This window comes from Rhizobium sp. NXC24 (assembly GCF_002944315.1).
Taxonomy (GTDB): Bacteria; Pseudomonadota; Alphaproteobacteria; order Rhizobiales; family Rhizobiaceae; genus Rhizobium.
On record NZ_CP024314.1, the window covers coordinates 645,303 to 663,010 of the forward strand.

Below are 17,708 nucleotides of genomic sequence, written 5' to 3' on the forward strand. Positions count from 1 at the left end.
AGAACGTCAATGGCCGCGCCAACCCATCAATCTCTCGATCTTTTCCGCCGAGCTTCGAACCTGCGCGACGTAGTGACCTTCGTCGGAAAAGGCTTTCTGCTCCGGCAGAACGATGGAGATGGTGGCGACGCACTGGCCATCGCGGTCGCATACGGGCGAAGCGATGCAGGCGACGGCATAGTCGGATTCTCCGGCCTGGATCGACAGACGGGCTTCCAGCGCTTTCGCCGCAGCCGTCGACAGCGTCACCGGGTCGACATCGGCGCGGCCGGTCGGAGAGGTGCGTGCGCAGTGCCTGAAAAGCGCGATGCGCTCTTCCTCCGGCAGATGACCGACGAGCAGGCGGCCGGACGCCGTCCAGTTGAGCGGCACCCGCGTGCCGACGCGCGAGGCGACCTGAAAGTGGCTTGGACCATCTGCCATGGCGAGAACGAGCATATGGTCGCCGTCGCGGCCGCAGACCTGAACAGTTTCGCCGGCCTGCCGGCAGAGATCGTGCATTTCGTGGGTGGCAACGCTCATGAAATCGAGCGATCGGGCGTAGGCGAGGCCGTAGTGATAAAGGCGGGAGCCGAGCCAGATCGTGCCGTCGGCATTGCGGCTAAGCAGGTTCTTCTCAACGAGGTCGTCGACGATGACGTAGACGGTCGAGAGCGGTGCGCCGATCGCCTTGGCGACCGCGTAGACACCGCAGGACGTGCCGGTTTCGTAGAGGTGATCGATGACCTGCAGCGCCCGGTCGATGCCGCTGACGCGCGAGCGCCGCGCTCCCTTGACGGCGGCGGCGTCGTTTTCATTGGCCGTCTCGCTCTCGGAGTAGCCGATGGGTGATGTCTTTGCGTCCAAAAACCGAACTCCCGTTCAAATCGGTGGTTTGTTACATAATTATGGCATAGCTGTCGATGGTCCGGTACTGCAAGTGCCGCCCCGCCAGCAAAAAAATCTGGAGGTTCCCATGCCGAATGAAGACATTCGTCCGTCCGTCGGACTTCGCCCCGTCATCAATGTCTCGGGCACGATGACGAGCCTCGGGGCATCGATCGTGGTTCCCCAGGCGATTGCGGCAATGGGCTCCATTCTGCCGCAGTTCGTGGAGATCAACGACCTGCAGCGCAAGGCGAGTGCGGTCATCGCGCGGCTGACCGGCGGCGAAGCGGGATTCGTTACGGCCTCCTGCTCGGCAGGCATCAGCCTGGCAGTCGCCGCCGCCATCACCGGCAACGACCTCGCCGCAATCGAGCGTCTGCCCGATGTTCGCGGCGATAAGAACGAAGTCATCGTTCAGATGGGACATGTGGTGAGCTACGGCGCGCCGGTCGACCAGGCGGTGCGGCTTGCGGGCGGCAAGGTCGTGCTGATCGGCCAGGCGACCTCGACCTACCGGCATCATCTGGAAGGTGCGATCACGGAGAAGACGGCGGCCGCCCTTTATGTCGTTTCGCATCATGTCGTTGACTATGGGATGTTGAGCCTCAAGGAATTCTGCGAGATCGCCCACGCCAAGGGCGTGCCTGTCATCGTCGATGCGGCTTCCGAATATGATCTGCGCATCTTTCTGGAGCAGGGAGCGGATCTTGTTCTTTATTCCGGCCACAAATTCCTGGGCGGCCCGACCTCGGGCATCGTCGCGGGACGCAAGGACATGGTGCGCAACACCTTCCTGCAGAACCTCGGCATCGGCCGTGGCATGAAGGTCGGCAAGGAAAGCATCTTCGGCGTCATGGCGGCGCTCGAAGCCTGGGAGACGCGCGACCATGCCGGCATACGCGAGCGCGAGACCGGCTATCTCAATCTCTGGCACAACCGCTTCGACGGCCGTCCCGGCGTTAAGGCGGTGATCGAGCCCGACCCGACCAACAATCCGCTCGACCGCCTGCGTCTCACCATCGAAGCGCGCGAGGCCCACATCACCGCCTGGGACCTCGCCGACGCCTTGGCCCGGGGAACCCCGCCGATTATCGTTCGCGACCACGAAGTCGAGCACAATTATTTCTACCTCGATCCCTGCAATCTGCATCCCGGCGAGGAGACAATCGTGGCCGCCCGTATCGGCGAAGAACTCGACAGGGCGCAAGCCTCAAACGAGATCATCGCTACCTCACTCGAAGATCGCAGCCGCCGCCGTTTCGACGGCCTGTTGCGCTGGCCGGATTGAGACGGTGAATAAGGGGACGATGATGGCCGGCAGCGACGCCCAGACTTCACAGCTCACCGAGCCAGTGCTCTCGGTGGAGGGAATGACGACCTCCTTCCTGGTGGAGGGGACTTGGAAGCCGGTGGTGCGTGACGTGTCTTTCACCGTGGCGCCAGGTGAAACCGTGGCGATCGTCGGGGAATCCGGCTCCGGCAAAAGCGTCACGTCGCTGTCGATCATGCGGCTGCTGCAGCAGGACATGAGCCGGATCACCGGCCGCGTCACGCTCGGCGGCAGGGATATTCTGGCGCTGTCGGAGGCTGAGATGCGCAAAGTCCGCGGCAAGGATGTCGCGATGATCTTCCAGGAGCCGATGACTAGCCTCAATCCGCTCTTTACCATTGGAGACCAGATTTCCGAGGCGCTGCTTTGCCACGGTGAGATGTCCAGGGCCGAAGCGAGGGCCGAGACGATCCGCCTTCTGGAGCGCGTGCGTATCCCATCGGCCGCCTCGCGCTTCGACGAATATCCGCATCGCTTCTCCGGCGGCATGCGCCAGCGCGTGATGATCGCCATGGCGCTGGCCTCGCGCCCAAAGCTGCTGATCGCCGACGAACCGACAACGGCGCTCGACGTCACTATCCAGGGCCAGATCCTCGATCTCATCAAGATGTTGCAGGAAGAGCAGGGAACATCCGTGCTGTTCATTACCCACGATATGGGTGTCGTTGCCGAGATCGCCGACCGCACTATCGTCATGTATCGCGGCGAGCAGGTCGAGACGGGCGCGACAAGCGAGGTCTTCTTCCACGCCAAGCATCCCTACACGCGGGCGCTGCTTTCGGCTGTCCCCGTGCTCGGATCCATGAAGGGGCGGGAGCGACCCCTGCGGTTTCCGGTCCTCAACAGCGAGACCGGTCAGGCTGAGCCATTGACGGAGGTGGCCGATACCGTCGCGGCGGCGCAGCGGCCGGTGCTGGAGGTGAAAAACCTCTGCAAACGGTTCGACATTCATTCCGGTCTTTTCGGGCGGCTACAGGGCAGGGTGCACGCCGTCGAAAACGTCTCCTTCGATCTGCACGCCGGCGAGACGCTATCGCTGGTCGGTGAATCCGGTTGCGGCAAGTCGACAACGGGCCGCGCCATCATGCGCCTGATCGAGCCGCAGAGCGGCTCGGTACTTGTCGACGGCGAGGAGATGCTGGCTCTTGATCGCAAGGGTCTGCGCGATATGCGCCGCAAGGTGCAGATGATCTTCCAGGACCCCTTCGCCAGCCTCAATCCGCGCATGACGATCGGCGCTGCCGTCGCCGAACCCTATCTCGAACACAAGATGGGAACGGCGAAACAGGCGCGCGACAAGGTTGCCGACCTCTTGGTCAAGGTCGGCCTTTCGCCGGATATGGCGACGCGCTATCCGCACGAGTTTTCCGGCGGGCAGCGCCAGCGCATTTGTATTGCGCGCGCACTCACACTCGATCCCAAGGTGATCATCGCCGATGAGAGCGTTTCGGCGCTCGACGTTTCGATCAAGGCGCAGGTCATCAACTTGCTGCTCGACCTGCAGCAAAGCCTGAACCTCGCATTCCTGTTCATTTCGCATGACATGGCCGTCGTCGAGCGCGTCAGCCATCGGGTCGCGGTGATGTATCTCGGCGAAATCGTCGAGATCGGGCCGCGGCAGGCGGTGTTCGAGAACCCGCAGCATCCCTATACCAAGAAGCTGATGTCGGCGGTTCCTGTTCCCGACCCGGCCCGGCGGAAATTGAAGCACGGCATCGCCGCTGACGAGCTGAAAAGCCCGATCCGGTCGCCGGACCACACGATGCAGCCGCTAAAGTATGTCGAGATCTCACCCGGCCACCAGGTTGCCCTCTGATGGCCGCGGCTTTCGTGCCCGTGTCGCCGTCGCGGTGTCGCGGGCCGTACCTGGACATATCGTTTAGCCGCCGGTGATGTTATCGTTACAGAGCGAGCCTTGTCTTGAGGATATTCCATGGATTCTTCCCCGCAACCCCGACCGACCGAGGCGGGTATTCTGCAATTCATGGAGATCTGCGATTCCTTCTATCCGCCTGAAGCGGTGGCGGCTTCCATAGAGCAGCAGCGCCAATGGTATGACGCACTTTGCAGCCGTTTCAACCGCCCGCTGCCCGACGGCATGTACACACGGGATGAAGTCGTGGCGGGCAGAATTCCGGTGAGGCATTATCAGCCGGCAACGATTCGGACCTCGATCTGCCTGCTCTACCTTCACGGCGGCGGCTTCGTGGTCGGTTCGCTCGAGAGCCATCATGCGATCTGTGCTGAGATCGCCGACCATGTCGGGGCCGAGTTGGTGTCGGTCGATTATCGTCTGGCGCCAGAGCATCGCTGGCCGGCGCAGACGGACGATTGTTTTGTTGTTCTCAAGCAGTTGCTTGCCGAAGGAAAGACCGTCGTGCTGATCGGCGATAGCGCCGGCGGCAATCTGGCGGCGGGGCTCGCCGTTCGGGCTAAGGGTGAGCGGCTCTCCGGCGTTGTCGGGCAGATATTGATCTATCCGGCGCTCGGCGGGGATCTTGTTTCCGGCTCCTACGAGGAGATGGCGAATGCGCCGGGGTTGACGACCGCCGACGTCGGTTATTATCGCAGCGTGTTGCAGGCACCCGCCGGCGATCCGGTCGCCGAGCCTCTTGCGTCATCGTCGTTCGCCGGCCTTCCATCGGCTTTTATAACGGTCGCGCATTTCGATCCGTTGCGGGACGATGGCCGCAATTATGCGGCAAGGCTTGCCGCGGCGGGTGTCGAGGTCTGGTTTCGCGAGGAGCCGCAGATGGTGCATGCCTGGCTGCGTGCCCGGCATATGAGCGATGGCGCGAGCGCCGGTTTTCGCGCCATATGCGAGGCAGCGAGCCGTTTTTCCGGATCGAACTGATCACATCAGATCGCGCGGAATTCGCTTTTCCTCGAAGATTTTTTCGAAAATTTGCGTATTGCCTTCGAAGGCGATGACGGACGCACGGATGATCCATTCGGCTGCCGTGCAAGAAATCGTCGCCGTCGCCACCGTGCGGACATACCATCCCGGCCGCCCCATGTCGCATGTCCAGATCGAGGTTCCACTCATCGACAGCGGATCGTCCGGCGCGATGGACCAGACCTCTTCGCGGAGCTGGCGCGTGGAAAGACCGGTGCCCGGATGTTCGAAAAGGCCGGTGTCCTCGCGGATTTCATAGAGGGTCTTGTTGGCGGAGAGGTCGCGCACGACCTGACGCTTCGTCGAGGCAGGGGCATGTTCGATATATTTTGGCAGTTGATCGGGATTGTCCGGCTGCTTGATATCGATGGTTTCATGTTCGCCGAGCTTTGGCAGGCCGAAACCGATGGAGGCGATGTCGATCGTCAGGCCCGGATTTTCCGGCGGCGGCAGGATCATCGGCCAGTATGCCGTCGAAAGCGAAAGGCCGATGCGGTGGCCTTTTCGGAAGCGATAACCGCAGGCATCCAGCGTCAGCCTGATTGTGGTGCGTTCGCCCTTCTTCAGGGGCTGCGGTTCGGCATTGCCCTCTCGATGAGCGAGATTGAGCACGCCGAAAGAGACGCGTGTCGCTGTGCCGTCCGGGTGGAGATCAATGAGCCTGGCGCAAAGATTGGCCGTTTCGGCATCGCAGCGTAGCGACAGAGTGACGACCGGACGGCCGAGATAATCATGATCGACGGCCAGCGGCGTGGTCTGGAAAGTCAGCGAGCCGGCGTCGTCGAGGCGCTGGTCGATCGCCATTTCGGCATCCGGTTTCAGCGTGAAATATTCGCCCGAAGTCGTCCCCGTATCGAGGGGCGAGCACAGATAGACGGCATGTTCCGGCGCATGCGGGATCGGCATGCCTTCCATCAGCGTGCCGAACTGTTCGACAAAGAAGCATTGCATTTCCGGCTTTTGCCAATCCTGCTTGGCGATCCAGAAGCCGGGGTCGAAATCGCGGCGCGGCGCAGGCCTTACAGCATCGAGAATATAGGCGCGCACCTGCGGCATGCCCTCTACACCATTTTGGTCGCCGCGCAGCCAGCGGTTCCACCAGGCGATCGCCTCGCCATGAAAATCGGCGCGGGGCTTCGGCCAGGCAAAATGCGGATATTTGTGGACCCACGGGCCGATCAGCGCCTGCGCCGTATCGCCGAGACCTTCGACGGCCATCAGAGGCGTATTGCGATAGCCATCCGCCCAACCGGCAATGACAAGGGCCGGGATTTCGACATCGGCGAAATTCTCGCAGATCGAGCCATGCCGCCAGAAATCGTCACGGCGCTGATGCCGGAGCCATTCCTCCATGAAGAAAGGCTCGTTCTCCAAGCGTTGTAGCCACATATCCTTCCAGCGGTCGCCGACGATCTCGGGGTCGGGAGAGCGCGACTGATAACCGAGCATGGTGGCAGCCCAGGAGAGTTGCGCCGAGAGATGGCAGCCGTTCTTATAATGGATATCGTCATTGTAGCGGTCGACCGTGGAGGCGATCGATATCACCGCCTTGAGCGCCGGCGGGCGCAAGGCCGCCACCTGCAAGCTGTTGAAGCCGCCCCAGGAAATGCCCATCATGCCGACGTAGCCGTTCGACCACGGTTGCGCCGCAATCCAGGCGATCAGCTCGCAGGCATTGGCAAGCTCCAACTCCGTATATTCGCCGTCGATAACGCCATCGGATTCGCCGGAACCTCTGATATCGACGCGCACGCCCGCGATCCCGGCTGCAGCAAAGACCGGGTAGGTGGATTCATCGCGGGGGCTCGTTCCGTCACGCTTTCGGTAAGGCAGAAATTCGAAGACTGCCGGCACGGGGTCGCTCTCCGCGCCGTCCGGCATCCAGATGCGTGCGGCAAGCCGCGTCCCATCCTTCAGGGTGATCCATTGATTTTCAATGGTGGTGAAACTGCGCTCGGTCATGGTCACATATCCCGAAGAGGTTTAAGCATTAAACCACACGCGGCTGCCGATATAGCCATTGGACATATCGTTGCCGATATCGTCGACATATCCCTTCAGCGTCTTCGAGGAAGCCATGATGTAGTCGTTGAAGACAGGCAGGATCAGGCCGCCATCGTCTCGCACCATCAGAGCGAGCTGTCGATAAAGCATCTTGCGCTTGGCTTCGTCGAGCTCAGACCGCGCCTGCCGCACCAATTTGTCGAAGTCAGGGCGCTTGAAACGCGTATCGTTCCACTCGGCTGTTGATAGATAGGAGGTGGAGTAGCGCGAATCCTGCGTCGGGCGGCCGCCCCAGAAGGAGGCGCAGAAGGGCTGCTTGTTCCAGACATTTGTCCAATAGCCGTCTTCCGGTTCGCGTTTGACATCGATCGTAATGCCGGCCTTGCGCGCACTTTGCTGGAAGAGGATCGCCGCATCCACGGCCCCGGGAAAGGCTGCATCGGAGGTGAGCAACTGAACGGGACGGTCGAGACCCGATTTCTTGAAGTGGAAGGCGGCCTTGTCAGGATCATACGGCCGCTGCTCGATATCGGTCGGCGCGAGGGCGTAGTTGGAATTGACCGGATAGTCGTTGCCGATGGTTCCATAGCCGCCTAGAACCTTATCCAGGATCGACTGGCGATCGATGGCATATTTCAACGCAAGCCGAAGATCATTGTTGTCGAAAGGCGCCATGTCGCAATGCATCAAAAAGCAATAGAAGCCCTTGCCGGCATTCCGGACGATGTCGGCATTCGGGGCCCGCTGCAGCATCGGGACCGTCTTCGGATCGACATTGTTGATGAAATGGACTTGGCCGGAGGCAAGTGCTGCCATGCGGGCGGTGTTGTCGTTGATGACGAGTATTTCGACGCTGTCGACAAAGCCGCGATCGGCGCGCCAGTCTTTCGGATTCTTTTCAAAGGCGGCACGAACGCCAGGTTCGAAGTTTTTCAGAATGTAAGGGCCGGTGCCGATAGCGGCCGCAGGTTTGTCGACACCACCTTTCGGCTGGATGATCAGATGGTAGTCAGTGAGAAGGAGCGGCAGATCCGCATTGCCTTCCGAAAGCGTTAGCACGAGATCGCCCGCTTTTTCCTCAATACCGGTGATCGAGGCCATCAGCCCCAGAGCGCCCGATTGCGAATTCTTGTCCGCGTGCCGCTTCAGCGTCGCGACGATATCGGCGACGATCATCTTGCTGCCGTCGTGAAACTGCACGTCATTCCTGATCTTGAAAGTCCAGACGGACGCGTCGGCAGACGGCGTCCAGGACGTTGCCAGCGACGGCAGGGGTGCACCGGTCTTGGGATCGGATTCGACTAGCGTATCGCCCCATAGGCGGCCAATGACGAACAATACGGAGGCGCTGTATGTCGCCGGGTCGAGCGCATCGCTGGTGGCACCGCCCTTGAGGCCGAGCTTCAGATGGCCGCCATGCTTTGCTTCCTGCGCGCGGGCTTCGCGCGGCAGCAGCAGGCCGGAGGCAAGTGCAGGCAAAGCGCCGAGCGCGACGGCACCGCCGAGGAAGTGGCGGCGGCCGATTTTCATCTGTGAAGATTGATCCTTTTCATGAGTCATGACCGGTCCCTCGTTTTTCCATTTTGTAGGTGGGAACGTAGAGGTCAGGCCGGCTGACGCAATTTCGCGACTTGACGCGTCTTTGAGCGAGTTTACGCTAGTCTTTCCAAGACGGAGTAGCTGATGTCTCATTTGGTCGAGAACCTCAAAATTGCCTGTGCAACGCAGCGTTCCATTTCGCATCTGTGCCGTGCAATCGATATTAACCGGCAACAATTCAACCGATACATCAACGGTCAGACGAAACCGTCTGCCCATAATCTAGCGCGCATAGCCAAGTATTTCGATCTCGATTCGGCCGACTTTGGTCTCACTCCCAGGCTCTTTCGCGAGCGGCTTCGCAAACCGAACCTAGACTTCAATCAAAGTTCCGAATTCTTAAAAGCGTTCCCTGGAGATCTGACCGCGCTTCGGCGCCATATCGGCTATTTCCAGACGTATCATCGCTCGCCGTCCTGGCCTGGAATGGTCGTGTGTTCGTGCAGCCGCCTTATCGAGCAGGGCGGGCTGGTGCATGTCAAATCAATGGAGCGTCTGCGGGACCCTGGAAACGGCATCCAGCAGTTTTCGAAATATGTGGGCTTGGCCGCCTTCTATCGAAACCGGATCTTCATTACGGAGCGCGTCGTCGGCCCGAACCCCATATTGTCACAGACGATCCTCCTGCCATTCGACGAGTACCAGCGCGTCTACTTGCGTGGAACGACAATGGGAGTTTCCTGGCGAAAGGAAAACCTCCCCTATGCGTCGCGGATGATCTGGCGGCATGTCGGCGCCGAGCCGGATCTGCGTGAACTTCTTTCGCGCTGCGGACCTCTGCCGCTATCGTCGCGCCTGCTGCCACCGACGGTACGCTCGTTTCTCGCCGATCCCTCCGCTGAGGTATATGCGGTGCCGGCGGAGTATTGACGATATCGATATCGGCAACGAGCCTTCAATTTCCGGCGCTCTCCATTTTCCGCGTCGCCAGCACGCGCTCCAACCAGCCGATCTCCATTTCCGGCACGGACTTCAGCAGCAGATCGGTGTAGTCGTCGAAAGGAGGCGAAAGCACCTTCGATTTTGGCCCGAAGCGCACGAGCTTGCCGCGATGCATGACCGCGACACTATCGGCGATGGCGCGCACGATAGCGATGTCGTGGGTGATGAAGATGTAGGAAAGCTGGGATTCCTCTTGCAGCCGCATCAGCAGTTTCAGGATGCCTTCAGCAACCAGCGGATCAAGCGCCGAGGTGGGCTCGTCGCAGAGGATGAGTTCCGGCTTGGCGGCAAGGGCACGCGCAATCGCGACGCGCTGTTTCTGGCCCCCCGAAAGCTCGGCCGGATAACGGTCGATGAAACCATTGCCCATCTCGATCTGGTCGAGCAGCTCTTTCACCCGCGCCGTCTTTGCCGAGCCCCGCAGGCCATAATAGAAGGTGAGGGGACGACCGATGATGTCGCGCACAGTTTGGCGGGGATTCATGGCCGTATCGGCCATCTGGTAGATCAGTTGAATACGCCGCAGCTCGTTGCGCGAGCGGTTTCTGAGAGCCGGTGTCAGCGGTTTCTTGTCGAAAGAAATCCCGCCATCGCTGGGCGGCAGCAGTCCGGTGATGACACGGGCAAGCGTCGATTTACCGGAGCCGGATTCACCGACAATGGCAAGCGTCTGACTTTTTGGTACATGTAGAGAAACATCGTGCAGCACCTTGAAACCGTTCGAATATTGCGCGCTGACGTGTTCGACTTTTAAAAGCGTGTCGGATTGATCGACCGCCTCCTCGCGTGCGGTCTGGCGAACGTTGACGAGGGCGCGAGTATAGTCTTCCCGCGGCGCCTCGATGATCTGCTGCACGGGGCCGTATTCCACCTTTTTGCCGTGCCGCAACACCATGATGTCGTCGGAGATCTGCGCGACGACGGCAAGGTCATGGGTGATGTAGAGGGCTGCCGTATGGGTTTCCTCGATGGCGTGCTTGATCGCCGCAAGCACGTCGATCTGCGTCGTCACGTCGAGTGCGGTGGTCGGCTCGTCGAAGACGATCAGTTCGGGATTGGAGCAGAGCGCCATCGCGGTCATTGCGCGTTGAAGCTGGCCGCCGGAGACCTGGTGCGGAAAACGATCGCCGAAGGTCTCCGGGCTGGGCAGGCCGAGGACGCGGAAGAGGTAAAGCGCGCGTTTCTTCGCCTCGTCCTTCGTCATCAGACCATGCTTGACGGAGGCTTCGATCACCTGTTCGCCGAGCTTGTGGGCCGGATTGAACGCGGCTGCAGCCGATTGCGCGACGTAGCAGACGCGTGCCCCGCGAATCCTGCGAATGCCCGATTTCCCGAGCGGAAGAATATCGACGCCGTCGAGCAGCACTGCGCCGCCGGTAATCTCCGCGCCGCCGCGGCCATAGGCCAGCGCCGAGAGGCCGATGGTGGATTTGCCGGCGCCGGACTCGCCGATGAGGCCGAGCACCTTGCCCTTCTGTAGGTCAAAGGAGACGCCGTCGACGATCGTGACCCGCTTCGGCGGTTCGCCGGGCGGGTAGCTGGTCGCTTGGATCTTGAGATCGCGAACGGAAAGAAGCTCAGGCATCGCCACGTCCTCCCTTGAGGCTGGAGGTGCGCTTCAAGAGCCAGTCGACCACCAGATTGACACAGACTGCAAGCGCCGCAATCGCGGAGCCCGGCACGAGAGCGGCGGAAATGCCGAAGATGATACCGTCCTTATTGTCCTTGACCATGCCGCCCCAATCGGCCGACGGCGGCTGTATGCCGAGCCCGAGGAATGACAGCGTCGACAGGAACAGGATCGAAAAGGCAAAACGCAGGCCGAACTCCGCCAGCAATGGCGAGAGCGTGTTCGGCAGGATTTCACGGAAGATGATCCAGACCTTGCCTTCGCCGCGCAGTTTGGCGGCTTCCACGAACTCCATGACCGCCACGTCCAGCGCGACCGCGCGGCCGAGGCGATAGACGCGCGTGGAATCGAGGATCGCCATGACGAGGATGAGCACGGCGAGATTCTGCGGTAGCACGGCGAGCACCACCAGCGCGAAGATCAAGGTCGGGATGGACATCATCAAATCGTTGAAACGCGAGAAGACCGTGTCGATCAATCCACGCGAGACAGCGGCGGTGAAGCTGAGGATGATGCCGAGCGAAAACGAAATGATCGTCGCGGTCAGCGCCACGAACAGCGTGGTGCGGGCGCCGTAGATAAGCCGCGAAAGGATATCGCGGCCGAGATTGTCAAGGCCGAAGAAATATTGCGCGTCGGCTGGCTGCCAGACATTGCCGACGACTTCGGTTTCGCCATAGGGCGCGATCAGGGGGGCAAAGATCGCGCAGATGAAAGCCAGCAGAATGCCGATGATGCCGACCCAGGCGGTGATGGGGATGTCTCTCAATCTCATCGTGGATGCCTCAGGCGCGGGTTTGCGACGATCGCCAGGATATCGGCAACCATGTTGAGCAGGATGTAGACGGCGGCGAAGATCAGGCCGCAGGCTTGGACCACCGGCATGTCGCGCACGGTGACGGCATCGACCATGTACTGACCCATGCCGGGATAGACGAAGACGACTTCCACCACCACGACACCGACGATGAGATAGGCAAGGTTCAGCGCCACGACGTTGATGATCGGCGCCAGCGCATTGGGGGCGGCATGTTTGACGATCGCGCGAAAGGCGCTGAGACCCTTCAATTCCGCCGTTTCCATGTAGGCGGACGACATGACCGAGAGGATCGCTGCCCGTGTCATGCGCATCATATGCGCGAGGACGACGAGCACCAGCGTCGCCGTCGGCAAGGCGATGGCCTTCAATCGGTCGATAAAGCCCATACCGTCATAGACGGTCGCCGGAAAGGTCGCGATCCCGAATTTCACGGCGAAAAACAGAATGAGCAGATAACCGATGAAAAATTCCGGCAATGAAATCGCCGCCAGCGAGATCACGTTGATGATCTTGTCGGGCAAACGGTTTCGGAAATGCACGGCCAGCATGCCGAGCCCGACGGCGAGTGGTACGGAGATTACTGCGGCACAGGCCGCAAGGAAAAGCGAATTGCCGAGACGTTTGCCGATCTGCTCGCTGACGGAATTCTTGCTGGCCCAGGATGTACCGAAATCGCCCTGCACGGCGTTGCCGAGCCATTCGACGTAGCGGGTCGTGACAGACCGGTTGAGGCCGAGTTCGGTGCGGATATTGGCGACGGCCTGTGGCGTTGCCGACTGGCCGAGATAGGTGGTCGCGAAATCGCCCGGCAAGGCTTCGAGGCCGCCGAAGATCAGGACCGAGACCGCGAAAAGCAGCACGAGGCTGAGCAGGCAACGCTCGATGATGAGGGAAAGCAGCGGGAAGCGCTGCTTGAACCGCAATCCGGGCAGCACTGTGCTGGGTTGTAGATTGGACATGACTGATGCCTCGCGCTGAAACGTCTGGAGGACCGCGAAGGTTTTCCGCGATCCCGGTTCCGTTAGAGATAAGGGCGTTTCTGCCCTGCTTCGAGCATCAGGTCTCCAACCAGACGCGGGTCGCGACGTAGCCGTTCGACATATCGTTGCCGATGTCGTGGACATAGCCCTTCACCTGCTTGGTGGAGGCGTTCACGAAGTCGTTGAACATCGGCAGAATGACGCCGCCCTCGTCGCGGACCATCATCGCCATGCTGCGATAAAGCTCCTTGCGCTTGGCTTCGTCGAGTTCCGAGCGGGCTTCCAGGAGAAGCTTGTCGAAGTCCGGACGCTTGAAGCGGGTGTCGTTCCAGTCCGCCGTCGAGAGATAGGCGGTGGAATACATCTGATCCTGCGTCGGGCGGCCGCCCCAATAGGAGGTGGAGAAGGGCTGGACGTTCCAGACGTTGGTCCAGTAGCCGTCGCCCGGCTCGCGCTTAACCTCGATGTTGATGCCGGCCTTCTTGCAGCTTTCCTGATAGAGGACCGCGGCGTCGACGGCGCCCGGGAAGGCGACTTCCGAGGTGCGCAGCAGCACGGAGCCGCTGTGGCCGGACTTCTTATAGTGGAAGGCGGCCTTGTCGGGATCGTAGCTGCGCTGCTCGATGCCTTCGGGGAAGAGGGCATAGGTGCTATTGATCGGGAAGTCGTTGCCGACCTTGCCGTAGCCGCCGAGGATCTTCTTCACCATGGTTTCGCGGTCCATGGCATATTTCAGCGCCAGGCGAAGGTCGTTATTGTCGAACGGCGCCGTGTTGCAATGCATGATGAACACGTAATGCCCGCGGCCGGCGGTCGAGAGGATTTCGACATTGGGCGCGCGCTTCAACAGGTCCACGGTCTTTGGATCGACGCGATTGATGTAGTGCACCTGACCGGACGACAGCGCGGCGATACGTGCCGTCGCATCGTTCATGCCGATGATTTCGATCGAGTCGACATAACCGCGATCAGTACGCCAATCGTCCTTGTTCTTCTCGAACGTCGCGCGCACGCCGGGCTCGAAACTGACGAGCTTGTAAGGACCGGTGCCGATCGAAGCGAGGGGATCGTCATTACCGCCATTCGGCTGGATGACGAGATGGTAGTCGGAGAGCAGCAACGGCATGTCGGCGTTGCCTTCGGTCAGCGTCAGGACGAGATTGTCGCCGTCGGCCTTGATCTCCTTGATCGATTTCATGACGCCGAGCGCGCCTGATTCCGACTTGCTGTCGGTGTGGCGCTTGAGGGTGGCGACGACGTCGTCGATGGTTAGCTCCTTGCCATTGTGGAACTTGACGCCCTTGCGGATCTTGAAGGTCCATGTGGCAGCGTCCTTCGACGGCTCCCAGGATTCGGCAAGTGCCGGCACGGCGGCACCGGTCAGGGGGTGAGATTCCACTAGCATGTCGCCCCAGCAACGGCCGACGCAGAACATGAACTGTGACAGGAATTTTGCCGGGTCCTTGGAATCGGTTGCGGCACCGCCTTCGAGGCCGAGTTTCAGATGGCCACCGCGTTTTGGTTCGGCTGCCATCGCGCTTTCGGTGAAAAGCTGATCGGCAAGTGCCAATGTCATACCGGCCGCCATGGCGCGCCCCATGAATTCGCGACGGCTGAGACCGCCGGAGGTCACACGGCTTGCCAAGTGTTTTGTGTAATCTTTCATTCCCCTGTTCCTTCTTCTTGATGCGTTGATAGAACTTTCGGGCAAAGCTTCGGATGCGGTTTCCTCTCCGCCGGAAGCTCGATTGCCCGCGATCATGCGGGAAAATAATGCGGTTGTCGCCGCCTTCTCACTTTCCTTTCCAGATTGGGCTTCGCTTCTCCGCGAATGCCCTTGCGCCTTCCAACTGATCCTCGCTCGAATAGAGGGCATCGACGGTCGCAAATTGCCGTTTGGTGATCTTGTTCATGGCAGTCTGAAACGTCGTTCCCTCCGCTTCGCGGACAATTTCCTTGATGGCTGCGTAGACGAGCGGCGGGCCGCCTTCGAGAAGCCGGGCAAGTTCCCAGGCTCGGCTCATCAATCGGTCCGCAGCGACGATCTCATTGACGAAGCCCCAACGATGAGCCTCGGCAACGTCAAGCCAGCGGCCGGTCAGGAGCATGTCCATGGCGATATGATAGGGAATGCGCTTCGGTAATTTGATCGATGCAGCATCTGCGACGGTCCCCGAGCGGATTTCCGGAAGGGCGAAGGTCGCGTGTTCGGCGGCGATGATCAGATCGGTGGAAAGGGCAATCTCCAGGCCGCCGCCGCAACAGATGCCATTGACGGCGCAAATCACCGGCTTGTTGAGATCGCGAAGCTCCTGCAGACCCCCGAAACCGCCGACGCCATAGTCGCCGTCGACCGCATCGCCGGCGGCAGCCGCCTTCAAATCCCAGCCGGCCGAAAAGAACTTCTCGCCGGCACCGGAAATGATCGCCACGCGCAGATCGGGGTCGTCACGGAAATCGCGGAAGATCAGCCCCATCTCGCGGCTTGTCCCAAGGTCGATGGCGTTCGCCTTCGGCCGGTCGATGATGACCTCCAAGATACCGTTGTCGCGCCTTGTGCCAATGGGGCTGTGCAACTTCCGCTACCTCCTTCGCCGGATGAGGGCATCCGCGGCAATGACGCCACGATTTTCAGGCAGAACCATCAATGGATTAATGTCCAGTTCTTCCAGTCGTGCGGCGTTTTTTACGACATATTCTGCCGCTGATAAGACGGCGTCGGCAACTGCATCGAGACTGCTCTTCGCCCCGCCACGATAGCCTTCGATCAACTTCCTGACCTTCAGCCGCGATATGGCGTCCAACACGTCTGTCTTCGTCACGGGAAGGGCTAAAATAACGGAGTCTTCAAGCAATTCCACTAGGATTCCACCCGCGCCGATCGTCAATGCCAATCCGACGACGGGATCGCGCACGGCGCCGACGATCAACTCGGCGACGGGGCGCTCGACCATCCGTTCGACGAGGTATCCGGAGGCGATCGGAACCATCCGCTGCGCCGCTCTTTGCACCGCCTCCACATCCCAGAGGTTGAGTGCGACGGCTCCGACCTCGGACTTGTGCTCGACGCCCAACGCCTTCAGGGCAACAGGAAAGCCGATACGGCGCGCCTGTTCTGCGGCCTCGCTCGGATTGGATGCCGTTTCGCCTAAGGGAATGGCGAGACCGGCGGCGGACAACTCCGCTTTGGCCGCCGCCTCGCTCAAGGTTTCGATCTCGCCTGCGATCACGGGAATATCGAGCAGCGGTAGCGGGGATTGAGCACGCCAGGCCATTCCGATCCGGCTTGCCACTTCCGCCGCCGTGATGGCTTCGCTAATGCCGCAGAGAGGCACTATGCCATCCCGCATTAGCTGCAAAGCAATCGTTTCCGGCATGTTTTCCGGCAGCGTCGCCAGGATGCCAGCGCGGGCGCCAGTGCGTTTTGCCGCAGCAGCAACGGCGGCAACCGTCGTCATCCAGTCCGCTGCATCGCAACGATCGTCGCGCGGAAAATCGAGGACGATCAGATTGAGCGCGTAGTCGCCTTCGAACATGGCGGTGAAGGCCTCCGACTGGCGTGAAAGATCGCCCCAAACGAAGGTGTGGTAGTCGAGAGGATTGGAGAGCGTCACCATCTCGCCGAGGCTGTGCCGCAAGGCCGGCAATTGCTCCGGTTTCAGAGCGCGAAAATCCACCGCCCGGCCGGTCGCAGCATCGGCCATTAGCGAGGCCTCCCCGCCGGAACAGCTCATCGAAGAGATCGCATTGCTTTGCAGTGGGCCAGTCACGTGCAGCAGTTTCAGCGTTTCGACGAGTTCCGGCAGGGTCGCGACCCGGCCGATGCCGAGGCGAGCGAGAACCGCATCGGCAACCGCATCGCTGCCGGCCAGGGATGCCGTATGCGAAACGGCGGCGCGCTGCGCCTGTTCGGATTTGCCGACCTTCAGAGCGATGACGGGTTTGCGCAATTCCCTCGCACGCACGGCAAGTTTTTGAAGGGTCTGGACGTTGCCGAACCCCTCGATATGCAGGCCGATCGCCGTAACGCGAGGATCTTCCAGGACGGCGAGGGCGAGATCGCACAATCCGATCTGCGCCTGGTTGCCTGCCGTCATCAGATAGCTGATGGGGAGGCCACGCCTTTGCATGGAGAGATTGATGGCGATGTTCGAGGATTGGGTGAGAATGGCAACACCGCGTTCGACACGCACCATTCCGTGCTGATCGGGCCAGAGCAGGGCGCCATCGAGACCGTTGATCACGCCATAACAATTCGGCCCGACGATCGGCATGTCGCCGGCCGCATCGACCAAGGCCTCCTGCAAAGTGGCACCATCGGCCAGTTCGGCGACGGCTTCGCTGAAGCCGGAGGCGTAGCAGACGGCGCCGCCGGCGCCTCTGGCTGAAAGCGCGCGCACGATATCGATAGTCAGCATCCGGTTAACACCGACGAAGGCGGCATCCGGTGCGGCGGGCAGGTCTTCCACCGATCGATAACAGCGGCGCCCAAGTACGTTATCGAGCGTCGGATGCACCGGCCAGATGTCCCCGGCAAAACCCATGCGATCGCATTGTTCGATGACCCGGCGCGCCTCACGGCCGCCGAAGACGGCGATCGTTTGCGGTCTGATCAGGCGATCGAGCGGGCGTTGCGTCAT

13 protein-coding genes are annotated in these 17,708 nt (G+C 60.8%); 4 read left to right on the top strand and 9 right to left on the bottom strand.

Annotated elements, in window-relative coordinates:
- Positions 1–6: 6 nt before the first annotated feature.
- On the bottom strand, positions 7–846 hold the full coding sequence (locus NXC24_RS27085) for an IclR family transcriptional regulator (RefSeq protein WP_104826476.1): 840 nt from the start codon (positions 844–846) through the stop codon (positions 7–9).
- 109 nt (positions 847–955) lie between these two features.
- Between NXC24_RS27085 and NXC24_RS27090 the strand changes: the two genes are divergently transcribed.
- The 3 genes from NXC24_RS27090 to NXC24_RS27100 all read left to right on the top strand — a co-directional run bounded on the left by NXC24_RS27090 (position 956) and on the right by NXC24_RS27100 (position 5,051).
- On the top strand, positions 956–2,155 hold the full coding sequence (locus tag NXC24_RS27090) for an aminotransferase class V-fold PLP-dependent enzyme (protein WP_104826477.1): 1,200 nt from the start codon (positions 956–958) through the stop codon (positions 2,153–2,155).
- Between the two features lie 22 nt (positions 2,156–2,177).
- Entirely contained in the window at positions 2,178–4,013 is a 1,836-nt protein-coding gene (locus tag NXC24_RS27095; RefSeq protein ID WP_104827857.1) for an ABC transporter ATP-binding protein, read from the top strand.
- Positions 4,014–4,130: 117 nt separating this feature from the next.
- A complete protein-coding gene (locus NXC24_RS27100; protein ID WP_104826478.1) occupies positions 4,131–5,051 on the top strand; it encodes an alpha/beta hydrolase in 921 nt (306 codons plus the stop codon).
- Here the strand turns inward: NXC24_RS27100 and NXC24_RS27105 are convergent, their stop codons facing one another.
- On the bottom strand, positions 5,052–7,055 hold the full coding sequence (locus NXC24_RS27105; RefSeq protein ID WP_104826479.1) for a CocE/NonD family hydrolase: 2,004 nt from the start codon (positions 7,053–7,055) through the stop codon (positions 5,052–5,054).
- Between the two features lie 21 nt (positions 7,056–7,076).
- Complete coding sequence (locus NXC24_RS27110) at positions 7,077–8,657, bottom strand: ABC transporter substrate-binding protein (protein ID WP_104826480.1); 1,581 nt, start codon at positions 8,655–8,657, stop codon at positions 7,077–7,079.
- Between the two features lie 123 nt (positions 8,658–8,780).
- Here NXC24_RS27110 and NXC24_RS27115 point away from each other — a divergent pair, with 123 nt between their 5' ends.
- Positions 8,781–9,566: a helix-turn-helix transcriptional regulator gene (locus NXC24_RS27115; RefSeq protein WP_104826481.1), complete on the top strand. Its 786-nt coding sequence runs from the start codon at positions 8,781–8,783 to the stop codon at positions 9,564–9,566.
- A gap of 25 nt (positions 9,567–9,591) precedes the next feature.
- On the opposite strand, the gene NXC24_RS27120 is transcribed toward NXC24_RS27115, so the two are convergent.
- The 6 genes from NXC24_RS27120 to NXC24_RS27145 form a co-directional block, all read right to left on the bottom strand.
- A complete protein-coding gene (locus tag NXC24_RS27120; protein ID WP_104826482.1) occupies positions 9,592–11,223 on the bottom strand; it encodes an ABC transporter ATP-binding protein in 1,632 nt (543 codons plus the stop codon).
- Positions 11,216–12,043: an ABC transporter permease gene (locus NXC24_RS27125; protein WP_104826483.1), complete on the bottom strand. Its 828-nt coding sequence runs from the start codon at positions 12,041–12,043 to the stop codon at positions 11,216–11,218. The genes NXC24_RS27120 and NXC24_RS27125 overlap by 8 nt, the downstream gene beginning before the upstream one ends.
- Entirely contained in the window at positions 12,040–13,047 is a 1,008-nt protein-coding gene (locus NXC24_RS27130; protein ID WP_104826484.1) for an ABC transporter permease, read from the bottom strand. Before NXC24_RS27130 ends, NXC24_RS27125 begins: the two co-directional genes overlap by 4 nt.
- Before the next feature lie 97 nt (positions 13,048–13,144).
- Entirely contained in the window at positions 13,145–14,734 is a 1,590-nt protein-coding gene (locus NXC24_RS27135; RefSeq protein WP_104826485.1) for an ABC transporter substrate-binding protein, read from the bottom strand.
- A 127-nt stretch (positions 14,735–14,861) separates the two neighbouring features.
- Entirely contained in the window at positions 14,862–15,644 is a 783-nt protein-coding gene (locus tag NXC24_RS27140) for a carnitinyl-CoA dehydratase (RefSeq protein ID WP_104826486.1), read from the bottom strand.
- 6 nt (positions 15,645–15,650) lie between these two features.
- Positions 15,651–17,708, bottom strand: a complete 2,058-nt coding sequence (locus NXC24_RS27145; RefSeq protein WP_104826487.1) for an acetate--CoA ligase family protein — start codon at positions 17,706–17,708, stop codon at positions 15,651–15,653.